Raw genomic sequence first — 17,727 nt, 5'->3', positions numbered from 1 at the left:
TGTCGTCGCAGCCCTCGCCGCGGTCGAGGACGCCGTCCCCGCAGCCAGCCGTCGGCTCGCTGCAGAGGTCGTCGATGCACGAGGGGGTCGTCGCAGACCTGTCCCATGAGACATGCACAGCCGCGGCTCCCGGTGGTTAGCTCACCCGTGCTGGTGCTGGCGGTGACGGGCTCGCTGCTCGAGCCAGACGGCTCGCCGCTCGTGGGCGGCTCGCCGCTCGTGGGCTCGCCGCTCGTGCCAGGTGGCTGCCGCTCGTGCGCAGCTCCGCCCGTGCCCGGGTCCGTCGGCAGGCCGGAGCTGCTCGCGCCCGTCGCGGTGGGCTCGGAGGCGGTGGTGGCCCGCCGCGGGCTCGCCGGGGCAGGCGGCGAGCCCGGGGGCGGCGCTCGGAGGATGCGTATGAGGGCAGGACAGCGGTGCGTGGGCGATGACATCGAAGCGCTCCTGGGCGCCCGCATTCGGCGCGGGCGTCCCGGGGAGTCGTCATCGACGCCATTTGATCCGCACCTCCGTGTGCGAGTGGAGGGGTCGCGTGCGCGCGGCGCTCGTGTCGATTCTTCGGATCAATCGGGATCGATGCCGCCGACTCCGCGAGGGTCGTCGGCCGCGGCTGGCAGGCGAGAAAGCAGCACGATGTCACGAGTGTCATTTTCGGTTCGCGCCGCGCCCGGTCGCGCGGCTCTCCTTCTGTGTGTGAGCGCGGGGTCGCCTGGCTGCGTCGGGGACCCTGCGGCCAGCGCGAGCGAGCCCATGGTCACGAGCTCGGTCGGCGAGGCCAGCACCACGGCCGATCCGCCCACCACCACGGCGGGGTCAGGCGGCTCCACCGACGACCGCGATGCCGACGAGCGGCGGCACGGGAGGACGCGACCGCGGGCGAGACAACCAACACACCGCACAAGCAGCGAGACCGGCGACGCCAGGACCGGAGGCGCGGGCGACGGCGGCTTCTGCCAGGAGGCCTGCGCCGCCGACCGCGACTGCTGGATCGACGGTGTCGACCAGGGCTACGAATGGGGAGGGCCGCTGTCGCCCGGGGCGGCAAGCCGGCCGAATGCAACAGCGACGAGTTCTGCCAGATCGTGTTCTCGGGGCAGCTGATCTTCTGCGAGTCGACGGCGGAGTGCGGCACGGTCGCGTGTGCGTCGCGCTCGCGGGGTTCTCGCAAGGAGCTGCCCGCTGCTGCCCGACGAGAGGGCGGTGCCCGACCGACGCTTACGAGACGGCGACGCTCCCCGCTGCTGGAGGGCGGTGAGGCCGAGGTGTGCATCGCCCGAGGACGTCTTCTGCGACCCGGTCGGGGGACTCGCGCCGTTCCTTAACTGCAACCTGGTCCCCGAGCCCCGCAGGTCGAACGCCGAGTGCGAGAACACCCGACCCAGCCGATCTGCGGCGCAGACGGCGGCTGCGTGTGCGACAGCGACGATCACTGCGCCGACGCCGGCCCGCACGCGTGGTGCGTCGAGGGCCGCTGCGCCTGCAAGAGCGACCAGGACTGCGCCGGCTCGTCGGCGCCGACACCTGCGTCGACGGCGTGTGCGGGTGCGGCTCGCCCGCGGTGTGCCGAGCGAGACTGCCTTCGACGGCACCGGAGTACGTCTGCGAGCCGCTGTGAAGCGGCGCGACCCCGGCATCAGGGCCGCGGCGGAATTGCGGCGGGCGAGTTCGTCGGCCGCAGGCTCGATCGAGGAGGAGTAGGCGCGGCGATCGCCCTCCTACCCCTGGGGAGTTGCTCCCGCGCCTCGAGCATGCGATCTGCGAGGCGACGACGATGCTCGCGGAGCGCGTGTTCCCTCGACGACACCCTTGCTCGGATGGCGGCCGGACGCCTGAGCCCGGCGCCGAGACGCCCCGTAACATGGGTGCCGCGCTCAGCGGGGCTTGCTGGCTGTCCCGCGGGACAGGTCGGCGAGGAGCCTGCGGGCCGCGGCGAGGGCTCGCTGTCGGTGGGTTGGCCGCGGAGGTCGAGGGTGGCCTGGCGGGCGAGGGCGAGGGCGTCGCTGTGGGTGTGGGTCGCGGGCGCGGAGGGTGGCGAGGACCAGGCGGGCGCGGCCGAGCCCGAGGACGCCGGCGGGTGGTCGGTGAGGATGGCGACGGCGTGGCTCGCGTGGGTGTCGGCCTCGTTGGGGTGGTTGGCCGCGAGTTCGGCGTGGGCGAGGTAGGCGAGGGTGATGCCGACCTCGAGGTGTTTGGCGCCGTAGATCTGCTCACGGAGGGCGAGGGAGCGCTCGATCAGGGGGATGGCGCGGGCTGGGTCGGCTTGCGCGACGGCGAGGCCGGCGAGGTTGTAGAGGAGCAGGGGCGTAGTCGGGGCTGTCGGTCTTGCCGTGGCGCTCGAGCAGGGTGCGGGCGCGGTCGAGGTAGGCTGGGCGGAGGGGAGGTCGTGGGCGTTGATGAGGCTGTTGCCGAGGTTGTTGAGGGGGGCGAAGAGGTCGAGGTTGTCGAGGCCGCGGCGCTGCTCCTCGAGGGCGAGGACGCGGCGGTAGATCTCGAGGCCGGCGGTCGGGTCACCGCCGTCGGTGAGCGCGGCGCCGAGGCCGTTGAGGGTCTCGACGGTGGCCGGGTGGTCGCTGCCGAGGCTGCGCTCGCGGAGCGCGAGGGCGCGGCGGAACATGGCGGCGGCGGGGGTGAAGTCGCGGCGCTGGTAGAGGACGAGGGCGAGGTTGGCAGAGGACCACGCCGACCTGCGGGTGGTCGGGGCCGAGGCGGCCTCGCGGAGGGCGAGGAGCGGCAGGAGGGCCCCTCGGCTTCGGTGAGGGCGCCCTTGTCGATCTCGAGGGTGGCGAGGGCGTTGAGGGCGATGACGTGGAAGCCGGGGTCGATGTCGCGGCGCTGTTCGGCGAGGGCCATGGTCTCGCGGAAGCGGAGCTCGCTGGCCTGGAGCTGGCCGGCGTCGAGGAGGGCGGTGGCGAGGTTGAAGCTGAGGCGCAGGCGCAGGGCCGGGTCGTCGCCCTGGCGGCGGAGCTTGGCGTCGGCGACCCTCGGCCCAGGTCTCGGCGCGGGGGAGGTCGTGCTGGCGCTCGCCGTGTACGTACACGAGACGGATCGCGGCGTCGGTGGCGAGGCGGTCGTGGCGGGCGGACTCGGCGGTGGTGAAGGCGCGCAGGAGGGCGGCGCTGGCGGCCGGGTAGTCGCCGCTGGTGAGCTCGGCGGCGCCGAGCAGGAGCAGGGCCTCGGCGAGCAGGGGGGCGTGGGCGAGGTGTTCGGCCTCGGTGACGAGCTCGTGGGCGAGCTCGCGGGCGCGGTCGTGGTGGCCGGCGTCGAGCTCGGCCCGGGCGGCGGCGAGGCGGGGGGTCTGGGCGCGCACGCGGGCGGCGAGGGCGGGGTCCTCTGGTTGTGGTGACTGGTTGTCGGCGGCGAGCAGGCTGGTGAGGTCGCTGCATGGTTCGATCGCGGGCAGGCGGGCGACGGCCTGGTTGGCGCGTTCGATGGCGCGGGCGTCGGCGTTGCGCAGGACCAGGAGTGGTCGCCGCGAGCTCGCCGCGCAGGCGCTCGGCGCAGTCGATCTCTGCAGCTCGAGGGCGCGGCGCTTCGCAGGCCGCGCTGGCGGGCCTCGCAGGTGTCGCGCAGGGAGGTGCTCGAGGCGGGCGGCGTAGGCGTCGAGCTGGGCGGCGGTGTGGCGAAAGGGGCCTGCTCGGCGAAGGGGAGGTCGTGGGCGGCGAAGCGGTCGGCGACGGCGCTGCGGGTGGCGAGGTCCCAGACGCCGGCGAGGGCGTCGTGGGCGCAGCTGCTGGCGATGTCGCGGTGGCGAGGGCGGCGCGCAGCGGCCGCGCCGGCGCTGGCGAGGACGAGGCCGGCGGCAAGGCCGAGGGCGCGTCGACGGTGGCGCTTCGCGGGGGTCGTCGGCGAGGCGGCGAGCAGCGCGGGCATGTCGGCGTGGCGCTGGTCGGGGGTGACGGCGAGGCCGCGGACGACGCGCGGCCGAGCCACGCGGGGACCGGGCCGCGGGCGGACGCGGGGCCGGCGAAGACCTGCAGCTTGAGCTCGGCGAGGGTGCGGCCGGCGAAGGGCCTGACGCCGTGGAGGGCCTCCCACAGGGCGACGCAGAAGCTGTACTGGTCGGAGCGGGCGTCGGTGGGGTGGCGCAGGAGCTGCTCGGGGCCATGTACGCGGGCGTGCCGAGCAGGTGCCGATCGCGGTGAGCGGTTCGGAGAGGTCCTGGGAGTCGAGGAGGCGCCGCTGCGCAGGCTGTCCGAAGGGACAGGTGGTGATTCTTCGGGCTCGCCGGAGACGGCGCGGGCGAGGCCGAAGTCGAGGACGCGGACGCGGCCGTCGTCGGCGACGAGGACGTTGTCCGGCTTGAAAAACCGGTTGGGGGTCTATCTGCCGCTCTAGCCAGGAATTGGCGACTAGTTGCCGGGCGTTGCCAGGCGGTTGCCATCGAAGGTGCGCGCGGCCTTGCCCGCGAGCTTCTGCTTTGACTGGTGGATGTACCCCTGCGTCGTCTGCAGCCGGGCGTGGCGCGCGAACGCCTGCACCGTGTAAACGTCCTCGCCCTGGTCGGCGAGGTACGTGATCCCGCTGTGGCGCAGGATGTGGAGCCCCGTGAGGTCGAACTTGACGAGGCGCTGGAGGCGGTGAAGCGCCTCCTTGACGCTGTGCTCCGAGTGGTCGGCGTGCTCCCAGCTGGTGTGTTGCGAACACCGGTAGAGGACACGCGGGCCGCGCCGCTCGAGGCGGGTGAGCGCCTCGTGGAGTGCGTCCGTGATACCGACGTCGCCGACGGTACCCTTGCACGGCCCTTCCTTCCCGCGGAACATGGTGCGAGAGATCGTGATGAGCCGCTTGTTCATCTTCACGTCGCACCAGCGGAGCGCCGCGATCTCGCCGGTCCGCAGCCCGCACTCGAATGCGAGGACAAAGACCACTACGTCCTCGGGGGTGAGCTGAGCGAGCGCCGCGCGGAGCTCCTCGAGCTGTTCCCCCGAGTAGTGGGCTCGTTCTCGGGGCGTCACCTTGATGAGCTCGATGAGCGGGAGGCCGGCGATGAGCTGCCGGTGCAGCGCCCATCGGAGCATCTTGGCGAGTTTCTTCAGCACTTGGTTGATGGAGGTCGCCTGCAGTCCCTTGTCGGTGAGCTCGGCCTTCAGCTTGTCGATCCTGTGCACGTCGATCGCAGGCAGAGGGAGCGGGCGGAGCGACGACAGATGATTACGCCACACGCCCTCGTAGCCGATCTGAGTCGCGGTTCTCTGCTGGCGCACATAGCTGGGTTCGAATCGTCCGCGGTAAAAGGCCTCGAGCGTCAGCTCGCACCGTTCGCGCGGTGCAGCGCTGGCCGGGGTCCTGGCCGCGTTGTCCTCCTCTCTCGGGTTCGGCAGCGCGAACGTCTTGACCCACTTCTCCAGCTCCTTCTCGCCCCAACGCTGCGCCTGGCGCTCGTCGAGGCCCGCGGGCGCGGCGATGCGCTTGCGCAGGGGGAGCTGGGTGGTGGGGTGCTCGATCTGCATGTCCACGTGGTAGCGGGTCTTGTCCTTGATGTACGGGCGAAGCGTGATGCTCATGCGGGATGTCCCAGCCGCCCGGCCGCATTCTCGCGCCCAATCAAGCAACAAGGCGCGACTCCACGCAAGTCGCTTGCCCACCTTCCCCGGACGTGGGAACTGATCGCGGCGAACGCGGTCCCGCACCGCCTTCTCCGTCGTCCGGAGCCACCGCGCGACATCGCTCACGTAGGCAATCTCGGGCAACGCTGCGTCAAAATCGACCTCGACGCGAGATCGCCCCCGAGCATCCAGCCTATCGTGCGCCCATCCATCACCCACTCCCCCTCGTACATCATATCGCCGACCACGGCGGTTGTTGTTGGTCTCCACCGAAAATTTCACGAGCGCGAAACGCTGCGCTGTTGCCAATGCGCGCTCGCTGAAGCGTCCGCGCAGCGCGGTCACGCTATTGATTTTTCGCGCTCTATCTTATTGGCGCGAGCGCGCCGCTCAGCGCCGCGCGTCGGATTGCAAGCGTCAGCCCTCCATACTGTGCTCATCGACGATGCGCCGAAATCGATACAGTTTCCCGGCGACCGGCGCCATGGCGCTTAACCATCGGATCCTCAGCTCTGCCTGGATGGACGTCATCGCGCCGGCGGCCTCGGTGTCTCGCCGCTGTTCGATCGGGCGGTCCTCGTCGGCGTCCTGCCGCCAGTATGGAATCACCTCTAGCGCCAGGATGGCTTCCAGCGTCATACGGTCCAGCCGCGTTTCCAGTGGGCGCCACCCCACGTTCGCGCGCCGCACCACGCCATTCAGACATGTCGCGCAGACTACCTCCTCGTCCGAGAATCGGCACAAGTCTTCGATCTCCCGACGCTTACAACAGCTGCACTCGTAAACCTGGGAGGGCCTCAGATCGCCGAGCCTGTCCGCAGCGCGAAGGATCGGACGCGAATGGGTGGCCTTGGCGACCAGGCCCACCAACTCCTCCAACGAAGCGAGCACAGCATCGTGGGTGATGAGCCTCAGCCGCCGCCATGACAGCGGCGGCCGATCAACATCGTCGTCGGACTCGGCCTGCTGTTCAGAGGACGATGGTTCGACCGCAACGACGGCCAGCGCCTGGAGCGTCAGGCCCATGCCGCGATTCATGAGGTGTCGCAGGAGGTGGATGGTCTGGTGCAGTGGCATTGCTTTAGCCCTGGCCGAGAGCAGAGACGATGCTGGCGAGCGCCGCTTCCTCGCGCGCGCGGTAGTTCCGGTGGATGCCCCGGCTCGCGGAGCCGGGCACATTCGGGAAGCTCCGGGGAGTCGGCGCGCCGGGCGGGTGCAGGCCCACGCGTGCAAGCACCTCGCTCACCAGCTCGAGTCCCTCTCTGGCGCCCGCCGACTCCACGTCGTTGGCCCACAGACACCCGGGCAGGATGTCGAGCTCAGGCCGCCGCGGGATCCGGACGTCAGCGAAGGTGACGCGCCCCGCGAGCGCCTCGGGCACCCGGAGCGGCGTCGGGTCGCTCGGATCGGGCAGCCTCTGGTTCCACACGCACAGCACCGGCCCCACGAGCTCCTCCGCGATGGCGCGCATCGCGTTGTGGAACGCCGTCGGCGAATCCATCAACATGACCCACAGGTCGGGGCGAAGGGCGTGCGCGACGTTGGAGCACGACCACACGTCGACCACGCGCAGGTCCCACGGACCGGGCGGGATAGCCTCGGTCGCGTCGGCCCATGGAAGGGTGGGCGTGAGGAACTGCGCCATGTCGTTGTTCTGGTCCAGCGAGATCCCCAGCGTCGAGAAGCCGAGCGCCTGGGCGTAGTAGACGGTGTGAGAGGCGGCGAGGGTGGATCCGACGCCACCCTTGCGGTTGAGGAAACAGATCGTTTTCGTTTTCATGGTTGTTGACTCCTGTGTTTGAACATCGATATCTCTGCGAGAACCTATGCGTGCCATCGGCCGTTGCTCCCACGCCACGGCCAGCGCGACAGCACCTGAACGTCGGCGATCACGCGATGAAGCAGGAGCGCAGAGGCGAGCGACTCCAGCGCCGGGCGGGCCCGCATGTTGGCACCCAGGCTGTAGAGCTTGCCTCGTTGCTGCTGAAAGCGGGGTTTGTCGTCGACGTGCATGACGTCGATCGTGGTGCCGCGCCACGTGAAGGTGATCAGGCCACGGTCGAGCCGGGTCGTCGTGTAGTCCAGCTCCAGCCTGGTCATCATGTAACCGAGCGCGGCTTCATCGACGAACAACTCCCCGGCGACCCAGACGGCGTGGCCGTCCGGGTTCATGGGCAGGGCTTGGCGACGCATGAGCCTCGTCCGTGCGTCGGTCTCGAGGTCCGGCCATTCCCCGCCCCAGGAGACGAGGTTGTAGTGCTCGAGCTCCACAAGGAAGTCCTCCAGCGTGACCTGCTCCAGCAGCGGGGTGATCGTGTAGAGCGGGCCCTCCTGCTCGGGGAAGCGGTGGACCCCGCTGTGCTTCGTCAACTGGATCGACCCGCGCTTCCAGGCCGGCACCACCACCCGGTCGTTGACGAAGTCGGTCCCGTGGAACCACTCGAGCGAGGTGAGCATCGCCTCATCCGCGAAGTAGTCGCCGGCGACCACGAAGTAGTGTCCGCGGGGGCGGGTCTTCGCGGCGGAGATTTCGGGTCGGCGACTCCATGAGTCGGCCATCCTCGGATTGAGCGCGGTCGGGTGCAGCGGCTGCGGTCGTGGCGTAATCCCGTCGCGGGTCTGTGTTGGCCAGCTCGGGTATGCGCCCCCGCTCTCGGCGAGCCCGTACTGCACGAGCAGCACCACGAAGTCCTCGAGGTCCTGGGACCCGCTCTCGTGCTCGATGCGATAGATCGCCGCACCGACCTGATCTGGGAGGGCCACACCTGCGGGGAGGATCTCGCCATCGACCCGGCGAAACACCACCTTCCCGCGCTGGTAGAGGAAGACCTCGACCACCGGTGACGGCCGACCCGGCTCGTGCGCCGGCCTGGCGTCGCCGGGCGCGGGCCCCGAACGCCGCGCGCCCGGGAGACGGCGGGCGAGGTCGTCGACCAGCGCCTGGTCGGCATAGAAGTGATCCTTGACCCGGTAGACGTGTCCGCGGCGGACCCGGGTCGACCACCACACGGTCGCACCGAGACCCGCGCCGAGGAACAGACCGGCTGCGGCTGCGGCGATTGTCTTTGTTTCCACCTCGTCACCTTCCTTCGTCAGACGCTATTTCGGGCGCGCCACAGGCCGCGGCAGCGCCCGACCCCGGACCGGGGGCCGGTGCAGTCGTGACCACACGCCCGTCGCCGGTCACGACCGTGACCCAGCCGCGCTCGTCCTCCACGATGGTCTTGCCATTGCAGGCACGCAAGAACGCCTGGCCGCGGGGCGACAGCGCCTGTGAAATGACCGCGTCACGAATACGCTTGCTTGGGATGAACATGGCTACCTCCGTTGATCGTGTTCTCGTCAGACGCTATTTCGGGCGCGCCACAGGCCGCGGTGACACCAGGCTCATCCCGATGGCGACCCCGACCAGCACCCCCACGGCTCCCGTGCACGCCGCGTAAACAAGGACGCGGTTCTGATCTGCGACGCCCAGACGGTGGAGGTCGCACCTCGCCTGACGCAGCTGATCGGCGAGGGCCTGATTCTCGGTCTTGAGGGCCACCATGGCCTGATCGAGCGTGAGGACGGGGTCAGCCATCTCAGCGCTTCCCCTTCCCCCTCGGCCAAAACGCGGCGGCCGCCAGCGCTCCGACCACGCCGGTGGCCACCAGCTTCTCGTCGAGGCCGACGGGGTGCATGTCGACCTTCGAGCCCACCGAAGTCGTGCCTCGCCAGCGCGCGTTCGGGTAGAGCCGGGCGGTGAGTGTCCAAGGCTGCACGTTGACGATGAAGACGTTGTCCGCGCTGCCGGCGATCCTGGCGATCTCGGCGAGCGCCGCCTCGAGATCGGGGACGTACTCCAGCACGCACGAGACGAACACGACCGACGAGTCCGCGGCGAGCTCCGGGACCGGGCCCTTGGTGATGTCGGCGACGATCGTCATCGGGCACTTCGGGCAACCGTTGAGATCCACGCAGACATCGCCGCAGCCGTATGCGCGGGCGAGCCGCGTGTGCATCCCGGCGTCCGGATCGCCGATCACGACCAGCCGACGGCCGAGCGCCGCGGCGCGCTCCATGGCCGACATGAACGCGACGGTTCGCTCGCGGAACCTGATCATGGCGGCGCCGCTCTCCACGAGCGCGGCGTAACCGAGGATCAAGCGTGCAGCAGTTCGAATGGACATTGTGAACTCCGATCGTCGTCGTGGGTCGTCACTCCAACCTCGACTCCGATGGTGGTGCCACGAGCCGACCCTGGTCGTCCTCGACGAGACGCCGGTCGGCTTCTTCGCCAACCATTCCTTCCAGGCGCACGACATTCTTGCGGAGCGCGCGAAGCTCCTCGTCCGTGGCATCCGCCTTCGCGCGGTCGCTCGTGAGCGAGGTGTGGACCCGGGTATGCGATTCGATGATCGTGCTGGAGACCTCGACGAAACATGCGCTGATCTTCGCGTCTACAACGCCATGAGTGTCCAAGGTCGCCGGGTCATTTGCGGGCTCATGAGTGTCCAGGTCGCCGGGGCGTTCGCGGCCGCCTGGGGCGGGGCTCCATGGGGCGTTCGGCCGGCTCGTTTGCCGGCGCAGCGACGGGTGCGGCGGCCGGCGCGACGACCGGCGCGGCGGCGGCGATGGGTGTGGCGGCTGGCACCGCGGCGTGTTCCTCGGTCGCGCTCGCTGTGGCGGCCGGCACGAGCTTGGACTCGAGGACCTGAATCCTGGCACGGAGCCCCGCAACTTCGAGGCTCTGGTGGATCATGCGGCCGCGGAGCTCAGCCTGCTCCACGGCGACAGCCTGCTCGAACGTTTGCAGGTGCCGCGCCACTTCCATCTTGAACGCGTTGAGAGTGGCCTCCAGTGAGCTCGTCGGGTCGGTGGTTGGTGCCGTTGCGGTGCGGGCCGTAGGTGCCGGTGCCTCTTGGGCCGTAGGTGCCGATGCGGCGCCAGGTGCCGATGCGGCGCTGGCCGCTGCCTGCCCGGCCCGCTTCGCGGCGGACGTGAACTCAGGTCGGAACGATGGCGGCGAGCCGTCGTTCGCCGGGCGTGGCGCTTGCGAGGATGCACGTCGTGGATCTCTCGCGCCTTCGCCAGCGCCGCCCTCGTCAGCACCGGCGAGCATGTCAGACACGGTGTTGTAGATGCCCATCAGGCCATGAGCGTGTGTCATGAGCTCGATCACCGACTTCGCTTTGGTTCGACCGGTGATATCGGCCAGCACCTCCTCGAGGTTGGCGATATGGACCTGTCCGTCCTTCATGACGTCGTCGAGCAGGTTCGGCTGCTGTCCGGCCTCGGCTCGCGCTTGGGCGTTCGCGTCCGCCTTGTCGAGCACCTCCTTGACATAGGCGCCCACTCGAATGAATGAGCGGAGCGCCTTCGGGAGCTCGACCTGTGCATTGAGCGTTTCCATCACACACCTCCTGTCATCACGATGTTTGTCAGTCTTTCACTTGCGGCTCGCCACGACGACCACCCCGAGCAGCACAGCGCCCCCGAGGACGTAGGGGGTCCAGCGGAGCAGCGTGGCGAGCCCGTCCGCGAGCCCGAGGCCCACCTTGCCGACCGCTGCGCCGGTCTCGATCAACACATCAGCGGCCGCCTTGCCGACCGCGGCGAACTCCTCGCCCCAGCGCGCGGCCCACACCGACCAGCTCGCGTCGTCGGCCGCGACCTCCGTGGCCAGCTTGTCCATCTTGGTCGCCCACGTCCTGCGGGGGTAGGCCGACTCGATGAGGGTCGTGACGGCTTCGCGGTGCTGGAACAGCGCCGCAGGGTCGTCCAGGGCGCGCGTCACTCCGAGGAATTGGACGATGGCATCGACCGGCGCGCGCGTCAGCAGCTCGGAGAGGAGGGCCCGCACCTCGCCGCTCTCGTGCTTGCTGGCGGCCGCCTCCGCGGCGACCTGCGTGGCGCCATACTTGCGGGCGTCGGCGACGTAATCCTCGTGCGCGTGGATGATGCTCGTCCACCACATGAGCCGGCTTTGTCGGTACTTCGCGGTCTCCGCCGATGTCTCCATCTCGAGGACCGACTCCTGCGCTTCGTCGTTCATCGTGCACCCTCCCCCGTACGCAACATCCTCACGCCGACCACCGGGTCGCGCGCCACGACGCAATAAGGGCCGGGGCTCGTCAGCCAGACGGGCTCTCCGATCCGTGGGCTCAGGTGTAGGCCGACCTGCGCGCCCTGCCGCTGCCGCGTGATGGTCACGCTGCCCTTGAAGATGATCAGGATCGCCATGGCGTCGTCCTCGATCGTCTCGATGAACGTCTCGCCGCGCATCAGGAGCAGCGCGCCGACCTGGTGGCGTTGACCGTGGAAGAGGCCGAGCAATGAGAACTTCATGGGGAGCGATCCTCCTGCGCTGGCCGCCTGGGCAAGCTGCTCTGCACACCGAGCACGAAGCCGACGACCGTGCCGATGACAGCGCACACGACCCCGGCCGAGACGGCCCCGGCGACGAACGCCTTGCGCGCGGCCGCCTCGGGCGACGGTATCTCCTCCACGAGCTCGACCGGCGGTCGATCCATCGGGATGCTTGTCTCGAGATCGTGGGTCATCGCCACCACCGCCTTCTGTATTCGTCGACGAGGTCCGCCCAGTGTGACGGCGCCGCCTCGACCGGGATGCCGAGCTGCGCCACCTCGGCCATCGTGATCGGCCACTCGTGCGGCGTGTGGTCGCCCATCAGCCGCGACATCGCCCGGTTGACGACGGCGAGCGGCGCGGAGGACCCCTGCCGGGCCGTGAGCGTGGTCCTCAAATAGTCCTCGATGGATCGGGCGTAGTCCCGGGCGCTCAGCACCTCGGTGTCCTGGCTCGCCTCGGGCATGTACTTCACGCGCACGCCCGAGACGATCGGGTCCACGGCCGAGAGCGCGGCGTTGCGGCCCATCTCCAGGCGCGTCGCGTTGAGCGCGATGAGCGTGCCGCCCGAGATCGCCATGTACGGCACGACCGCGGTGGAGGCCGCGAACCTCCGCAGGCCGTTGGCGATCATCACGCAGGAGAGGACGCAGCCGCCCTGGGTGTGGAGCACGAGCGTGAGCTCGTCGCCCGGTAGGTGCTCCATCGCCTCCAGCACCATCTCCGCGACCCGGAAGTCGATCACGGGCGTGATGATGGGGATCACCGTGGCGTGCCGCTCGATCGCGTGGGGCCCCTGCTGGCGACGCAGCAGGTAGGTCGCGCCGAGGAACGCGGCGCCAGCCACGGCCGTGGTGATGATTGCGGTCCTTTTCATCGCGGTTCCCATCAGTGGACATCGCGTCGGGTCGCCTGAGACGTGAGCTCGGCCAGCGTCGGCACCGTCGGATCCTCGCGGCAATACGTGGATGCGTGGAGCAGCACTTCGAGCATGTCCATCGGATCGGCGCCGCGTTTCGCCGCGGCGATGAAAGCCTCGTTCACGAGGCGAATCTGGTTCTCGTGTGTGCGACGAAGGATGTCGAGCGCACCGTGGGCCATCTTGATCGTGTCGCTGTCCCAGACGGGCTCTTTTGCTGGCTCCTGCCGTGGCGGCGGAATGTCGGCCTGCCTGGGGGCCTCGACTTCGTCGTCATCGTCGTCCCGCACGAGTCTGCAGATTTGTCGGCGTAGTTGCGCCATCTGCTCGGGCGTCGGGTCGGCGGGTGTCTCGGGCCGTGGCGGGCCGTCGCCCGCATCAGGTCGCGGAACTGCGCCCTCTGGCTTCCGCAGCCAGAGCCCGGGCAGGAGGTCCGTGGCGAACAGGGTGACGACCCGCTGCGCCGTCCGCTTCAGCTCGTCAGAGAGGTCGAGCTCGCTGATCGCCGCATTGATCACCCGGGCACCCTTGTGTAAGTATTGCGTTTTCGAGTCAGACATCACGCACCTTCCATTTCCAAATGAGCACACCCGTGGCGACCCCGGCGAGGCCGACGGCGCCGATCACGATCTTTCCGAGGAGACTGGCGGCCCTGAGAGGGTCAGCGCCGGTGGTGACCGCGGTCGCTCCGGCGCCGGGCTGGATGCTGCACTCGTCGCCGGCGCAACCCTGGAGGTCGGCCAGCTTGCGCTGGATCGCGTCCTCCGTCTTCGGCCCCCACTTGCCATCCGCGTCGACGCCGAGGGCTGTCTGTGCGGCCCGCAGGGCGGCCTCGGAGGCGGGGCCCCACGCCGCGCCGACGTCGCCCGCGAAGTAGCCGAGCGTGGCCAGGGCCTCGTGGCGCTGGCGTGTCTGCACGAGCGAGACCTTGGCGCCGACCATGCGCTCGACGTAGCTCGTCGGATTCTGCAGGCCGTCCGGCGGCGGCTCCGACTTCCACCACACGGAGTTTGCGACGCGCCCCTCGGCCGCGTAGGTCTCGAGGTGGATCATCCCGTAGGAGCCGAGGATCCGGCCGAGCTTCTCGCCCTTGCGGACCTCTCGCGCGGTCTGGATATCGAACTCCTTGTGCGAGCCGGCCTTGAAGCCGCCGAGCACCAGAAAGAGCCCGGTCTTGGTCCGCAGGAACGCGGCCTTGGCCCCCTCGCTCCACCCGCGGTCGATGCCGACGACGAGCGCGTCCTCGGGGGCGACGATCGTGGCGCCGTCGGGCGCCCCCGTGAGGTCGATGCCCGCGTGCCAGCGCTCGCAGGTCTCGAGCGTGCAGTTGAAGGGGCGCCCGCCGCCGACGCTCCACGTCGCGAACTTCGGCGCCACGCCGGGCAGCACCCAGGCCGGCGCCGGATCGCCAGCGGCCATCGGCAGCTTCTCCCAGTCGGTCGAGCGTGCCATGTTACTCGCGCGCCTCCCCGTCCGGCCCCGGCATCGGATTCGCCTCGAAGACCGCCATCTGGTGAACGAGGCCCGCAGAGCTGACCACCATCAGATTGGTCTCGAACTCCCGCAGCAGGGTCACGGGCACCACACGCAGGTACGCGCGACCGCCCGCGATTGCCTCGTGCATGGACTCCCACCCGTCCACCGTGATTGTTAGCACGCACGGCTGCCCGCGCATGTCGTGCTGAATGCACTGCTTGTGAACGACGAACCCGCCTTGGCGCTCGGAGACGTAGTTGTAGTTAATGTCCGGTGGCACATAGGTGCGCGTGGAGGGTTGGGTCTTGGTCGCTGGCTTGCTCATGCTTGCTGCTCCGTGTTCGCGTTCTTCTGCTGGTTGAGGAGGATGGAGGAGGCCCACCGTGGATCGGCGCGGCCCTCGAACTCGGCGTCCAGCAGCAGCTCCACGGCGCCGATGGCCGACTCGAACAGCTCGACGCCGGGCATGGGGTTACGCTGGGCCTCGTCGTAGACCTCGTGGCCGACGGCCTCACGCGCCCGGGCCTCGATGTCCTCGCGCGTGAGCAATTCGGGCAGGCCCGAGCGGGACCGGAAGATGTAGTAAACCGGCATGGCCTTCGCGTCGCCGGTGCGCGAGGACGCGGCGAAGCGCTCACGGAGTTGCTCCGGCGTCGGCTTGACGAGCGCCATCATCGCCGCAGCCGGGCGCACGAGCTGCGCCATCGTTCTCGCGGGTGCGGCGGCGGTAGCCGGCAGCGCCAGCGCGGCCCGATCGGCCGGTGTGACCTCGAAGGCCGGCGCGGCGCCCGGGAGGAGGGTTTGGCCGTCGCCGCAGCTCTTGGCGAGCTCGGCCGCCGCGGCGCTGATGCGTCGGAGCGCCTCGTGAATGCGGCGCGCGGCGTCGACGGTGCGGCCTTCGATGAGCTGGCGCCGCGCGGCGTCGTAGTAGCCCTGGGCCTGCTCGAGCGCCGTGGTGGCCCGCCGCTTGACCTCGCCCTGGCACAGCGGCGCGTCCAACATGGCGGCGGTCCAGTAGAGCAGGGTCCGCACGTCCGCGAGCCGCTTCGGGGCCTCGGCCAGGTGGTCCTCGAACGCGTTGATGTTGCTGTAGAGCAGGCGAAGGAACTCGTCCGGGTGGGTGTTGTCGTGGAGCGCGGCGCCAGGCTGGAGCCGCTCCGTGGCGTCCGACACGATCGACCACTTCGGGCGCGTGGCATCGCCGCGGACGCGGACCACGATCTCTCTCAGGGTCGCCCGCCCCTGACGAATGTGCCGCTCGAGCACGGTCGCCTGAACGCCGCCGTCGGCACGCACGCGGCGGAGCACGCTGTCGGGGACCACGAGCGTCCCCGAGGCAATAGCAGCGTCCGCGGTGGTCGGGACGGGCGAGGGACCGGCGCTGATCGTGGTGACGGGGACTGCGAGGAGGACCTCGCGCCACAGTCGGCGCATCAAGTCCGGGACCTTGATGTTGTCGCCCCGCGCGTCCGCCACGACCTCGGCGGCCTTGAGGAATACGCCGGTCGACTCGAGCCACACCTCGAGCTGCATCGCGTCCATCGGGGCCGGCTCGGCGAGCTCGGCGAGCGCCTCGGCGATGGCCCCGTAACCGTCGGCACGCTTCGGGCTCTGGCTGGCCTTCAGGTCGACGCCGCGGGCCTGTACGAGCCGCTCCATCATGTCGCTCAGGTCCTGCAGCGGCGAGCGGGCGTTGCCCTCGACGGCGTTCTCGGCGTCGGCGGCCGCCCACAGCGCGCGGTCCATGCGCTCGAGGATGGCGTCCTGGTCGTTCGCCGGCACGCGCAGGTCCAGCCAGCGCACGCCGTCCACGTCGTAGTTCACGACGTCGATCGCGGCGATCGCCTCGTCCGCGGAGCTGCCCTCGCGGAAGACGACGTACGTCTGAGTCCCGGCCCCCTGACGCTGGCTCGCCAGGCGAAAGCGGGGCTCGTCGTTGAATGTATCGAGGATCGTCGCAAGCTCCGACGATTGAGGCGCGCGGGCGGGCGATGCTTGGTTCTCCTCGGGGCGCTTGCCCAGGCCGAGCTTGTCGGCAGCCTTGCGCGCCCGCTTCAGGACTGGCTCGTAGCTCTTGCCGTCGGTGATGGCCGCCTCGGCCTGCCGAAGATAGCTCGCATACTTCGACGGGGGGAGCCCGAGCGCCCGGATCGCGCTGCGGGCCACCTCGTAGGTATTCGCAGGGTCCGCGGCCGGCGGGGTCGGCCTCGGATCATAGAGCTTCTGATCTCCATCCCAGACGCGACCATTGTACGAGATCGTATACGTCGGACCGTTCGGCAACACGATCCGTCCGGCCGGGAAGGTCGAGGTGCCTTCGCCACTCGCCTCGACGGCGCGGCGATACTCGCGGCTGGCTTCTTCCAGCGAGGAGACGCGCTTCTGAATGTCGAGCGCCGGATGGTCCGGGGTCGCCTCGCGCTGGATCCTGAGGATCATGGTCTGATCGACCGCGGCGCTGGGTCCTGCTGCGGTCGGTGTCGGCCCATCGCCCCGGTGCGGATCGTAGTGGTTGAGATCGGCGGCGAGGTTGCGGATGGCAGCCTTCCGGGCGGCTTCGTGGTCGAGGCCATTCTTGGCCGCCTCGTACGCGATGCCGAGACGAAGCGCCTCGGCCCAGGCGGCCTCCTCCTCATCCCGCGCGGCACGGAGCGCTGCCCCCATATGGGCCTCCTCGGCGGCTTCCTGCGCCGTGGGCGGGGACTGGGCGCCGGGCGGGGCGGTGCGCTTGAGGAGGATGGCCCGACCCGCCGATGTCGTCTTGTAGCGGGGGAATCCTCCGCCCTTGCCATCGAGAGCGACGACCAGGCCGCGAGCGACCAGCGCGTCCTTCGTCGAATCGTGCACTCCGGGCCACGAATGCGGCTCCCACGGCCGGGCGTCCTCCTCGGCGTGTAACGCGGCGAGCGCCTCCATCATGATCACCGAGAGCTTCTGCTCCGGCTCCACGGGCACGCCGAACCATTGTGCGAACGAGACCTCGCTCATCGCGATCAGCTCGGCGAGCTCAATGACGATCCAGTCGAAGCGTCGGACGACGCCGCCGTCCCCGTCGATCAACTCGCCTCGAAGGTCTACCTCGCGCTCCTGCCGTGGAGCCACATACAGGACCAGCTGAGGCCCGTCACTCGACTGGAAGCGGACGACGACCTGATCGCCGACCGCCTCGCTGTCTGCCGAGCCGTAGCGGTAGCGATCGATGCGAACCGAGCCGGTGAGCAGCTTTTGCAGCCTGCGAGCGACTGTCTTCGCCGCCTCGGCCCCCGCCCGTGGACGGGTGATGGGCTTGTTCCGTGCCTCCTCGTAGGGCTTCTCGGCCCTGTTCACGTCCATGCGGGGTGTCCGCTGGCCCTTCTTCTGCGCCGTGATGGCCGCGCCGATCTCGTCCGCGAGCGCGGGTAGATCCTCCCACGCGAGGAGCTCGCGTCGCAGGTTGTGATC

Annotated in this window: 19 protein-coding genes; 1 reads left to right on the top strand and 18 read right to left on the bottom strand. The window is 69.8% G+C overall.

Annotated elements, in window-relative coordinates; all coding sequences use genetic code 11:
• Positions 1-1,630: 1,630 nt before the first annotated feature.
• Complete coding sequence (locus IPJ59_RS31245) at positions 1,631-3,034, bottom strand: tetratricopeptide repeat protein (RefSeq protein WP_293274731.1); 1,404 nt, start codon at positions 3,032-3,034, stop codon at positions 1,631-1,633.
• Here IPJ59_RS31245 and IPJ59_RS31240 point away from each other — a divergent pair.
• Complete coding sequence (locus IPJ59_RS31240) at positions 2,963-3,340, top strand: hypothetical protein (protein WP_293274733.1); 378 nt, start codon at positions 2,963-2,965, stop codon at positions 3,338-3,340. The genes IPJ59_RS31245 and IPJ59_RS31240 overlap by 72 nt on opposite strands.
• Before the next feature lie 1,006 nt (positions 3,341-4,346).
• Here the strand turns inward: IPJ59_RS31240 and IPJ59_RS31235 are convergent.
• The 17 genes from IPJ59_RS31235 to IPJ59_RS31155 form a co-directional block, all read right to left on the bottom strand.
• Positions 4,347-5,888: a tyrosine-type recombinase/integrase gene (locus tag IPJ59_RS31235; protein ID WP_293274728.1), complete on the bottom strand. Its 1,542-nt coding sequence runs from the start codon at positions 5,886-5,888 to the stop codon at positions 4,347-4,349.
• Positions 5,889-5,960: 72 nt separating this feature from the next.
• Positions 5,961-6,569, bottom strand: coding sequence for a hypothetical protein (locus tag IPJ59_RS31230; protein WP_293274726.1), 609 nt, complete (start codon positions 6,567-6,569; stop codon positions 5,961-5,963).
• A 55-nt stretch (positions 6,570-6,624) separates the two neighbouring features.
• Positions 6,625-7,380 carry a P-loop NTPase family protein gene (locus IPJ59_RS31225; RefSeq protein WP_293274724.1) on the bottom strand — a complete coding sequence of 252 codons (756 nt, stop codon included), beginning with the start codon at positions 7,378-7,380 and terminating at the stop codon, positions 6,625-6,627.
• A complete protein-coding gene (locus IPJ59_RS31220; protein ID WP_293274723.1) occupies positions 7,368-8,618 on the bottom strand; it encodes a hypothetical protein in 1,251 nt (416 codons plus the stop codon). Before IPJ59_RS31220 ends, IPJ59_RS31225 begins: the two co-directional genes overlap by 13 nt.
• Positions 8,619-8,622: 4 nt before the next feature.
• Positions 8,623-8,859 (bottom strand): hypothetical protein, encoded by a 237-nt coding sequence (locus IPJ59_RS31215; RefSeq protein ID WP_293274721.1) that lies wholly within the window; start codon positions 8,857-8,859, stop codon positions 8,623-8,625.
• 33 nt (positions 8,860-8,892) lie between these two features.
• Entirely contained in the window at positions 8,893-9,123 is a 231-nt protein-coding gene (locus IPJ59_RS31210) for a hypothetical protein (protein WP_293274719.1), read from the bottom strand.
• Position 9,124: 1 nt separating this feature from the next.
• Positions 9,125-9,646, bottom strand: coding sequence for a class I SAM-dependent methyltransferase (locus tag IPJ59_RS31205; protein WP_293274717.1), 522 nt, complete (start codon positions 9,644-9,646; stop codon positions 9,125-9,127).
• Positions 9,647-9,740: 94 nt separating this feature from the next.
• Complete coding sequence (locus tag IPJ59_RS31200) at positions 9,741-10,004, bottom strand: hypothetical protein (RefSeq protein WP_293274716.1); 264 nt, start codon at positions 10,002-10,004, stop codon at positions 9,741-9,743.
• A gap of 22 nt (positions 10,005-10,026) precedes the next feature.
• On the bottom strand, positions 10,027-10,935 hold the full coding sequence (locus tag IPJ59_RS31195) for a hypothetical protein (RefSeq protein ID WP_293274715.1): 909 nt from the start codon (positions 10,933-10,935) through the stop codon (positions 10,027-10,029).
• Between the two features lie 36 nt (positions 10,936-10,971).
• Positions 10,972-11,577: a hypothetical protein gene (locus IPJ59_RS31190; protein ID WP_293274714.1), complete on the bottom strand. Its 606-nt coding sequence runs from the start codon at positions 11,575-11,577 to the stop codon at positions 10,972-10,974.
• Positions 11,574-11,870 carry a hypothetical protein gene (locus tag IPJ59_RS31185; RefSeq protein ID WP_293274712.1) on the bottom strand — a complete coding sequence of 99 codons (297 nt, stop codon included), beginning with the start codon at positions 11,868-11,870 and terminating at the stop codon, positions 11,574-11,576. The genes IPJ59_RS31190 and IPJ59_RS31185 overlap by 4 nt, the downstream gene beginning before the upstream one ends.
• Positions 11,867-12,085: a hypothetical protein gene (locus IPJ59_RS31180; protein WP_293274710.1), complete on the bottom strand. Its 219-nt coding sequence runs from the start codon at positions 12,083-12,085 to the stop codon at positions 11,867-11,869. The genes IPJ59_RS31185 and IPJ59_RS31180 overlap by 4 nt, the downstream gene beginning before the upstream one ends.
• Positions 12,082-12,768: an SDH family Clp fold serine proteinase gene (locus tag IPJ59_RS31175; RefSeq protein ID WP_293274709.1), complete on the bottom strand. Its 687-nt coding sequence runs from the start codon at positions 12,766-12,768 to the stop codon at positions 12,082-12,084. The genes IPJ59_RS31180 and IPJ59_RS31175 overlap by 4 nt, the downstream gene beginning before the upstream one ends.
• An 11-nt stretch (positions 12,769-12,779) precedes the next feature.
• On the bottom strand, positions 12,780-13,370 hold the full coding sequence (locus tag IPJ59_RS31170; protein WP_293274707.1) for a hypothetical protein: 591 nt from the start codon (positions 13,368-13,370) through the stop codon (positions 12,780-12,782).
• Positions 13,363-14,262 carry a peptidoglycan-binding domain-containing protein gene (locus tag IPJ59_RS31165; protein ID WP_293274705.1) on the bottom strand — a complete coding sequence of 300 codons (900 nt, stop codon included), beginning with the start codon at positions 14,260-14,262 and terminating at the stop codon, positions 13,363-13,365. The genes IPJ59_RS31170 and IPJ59_RS31165 overlap by 8 nt, the downstream gene beginning before the upstream one ends.
• A gap of 1 nt (position 14,263) precedes the next feature.
• Positions 14,264-14,611 carry a hypothetical protein gene (locus tag IPJ59_RS31160; RefSeq protein WP_293274703.1) on the bottom strand — a complete coding sequence of 116 codons (348 nt, stop codon included), beginning with the start codon at positions 14,609-14,611 and terminating at the stop codon, positions 14,264-14,266.
• Entirely contained in the window at positions 14,608-17,619 is a 3,012-nt protein-coding gene (locus IPJ59_RS31155; RefSeq protein ID WP_293274701.1) for a hypothetical protein, read from the bottom strand. The genes IPJ59_RS31160 and IPJ59_RS31155 overlap by 4 nt, the downstream gene beginning before the upstream one ends.
• Positions 17,620-17,727: the final 108 nt, after the last annotated feature.

This window comes from Nannocystis sp., assembly GCF_016714285.1.
Lineage (GTDB): Bacteria > Myxococcota_A > Polyangia > Nannocystales > Nannocystaceae > Nannocystis.
Note: the sequence above shows the minus strand (reverse complement) of the source record. Positions and strands in the feature narration are given on the sequence as shown.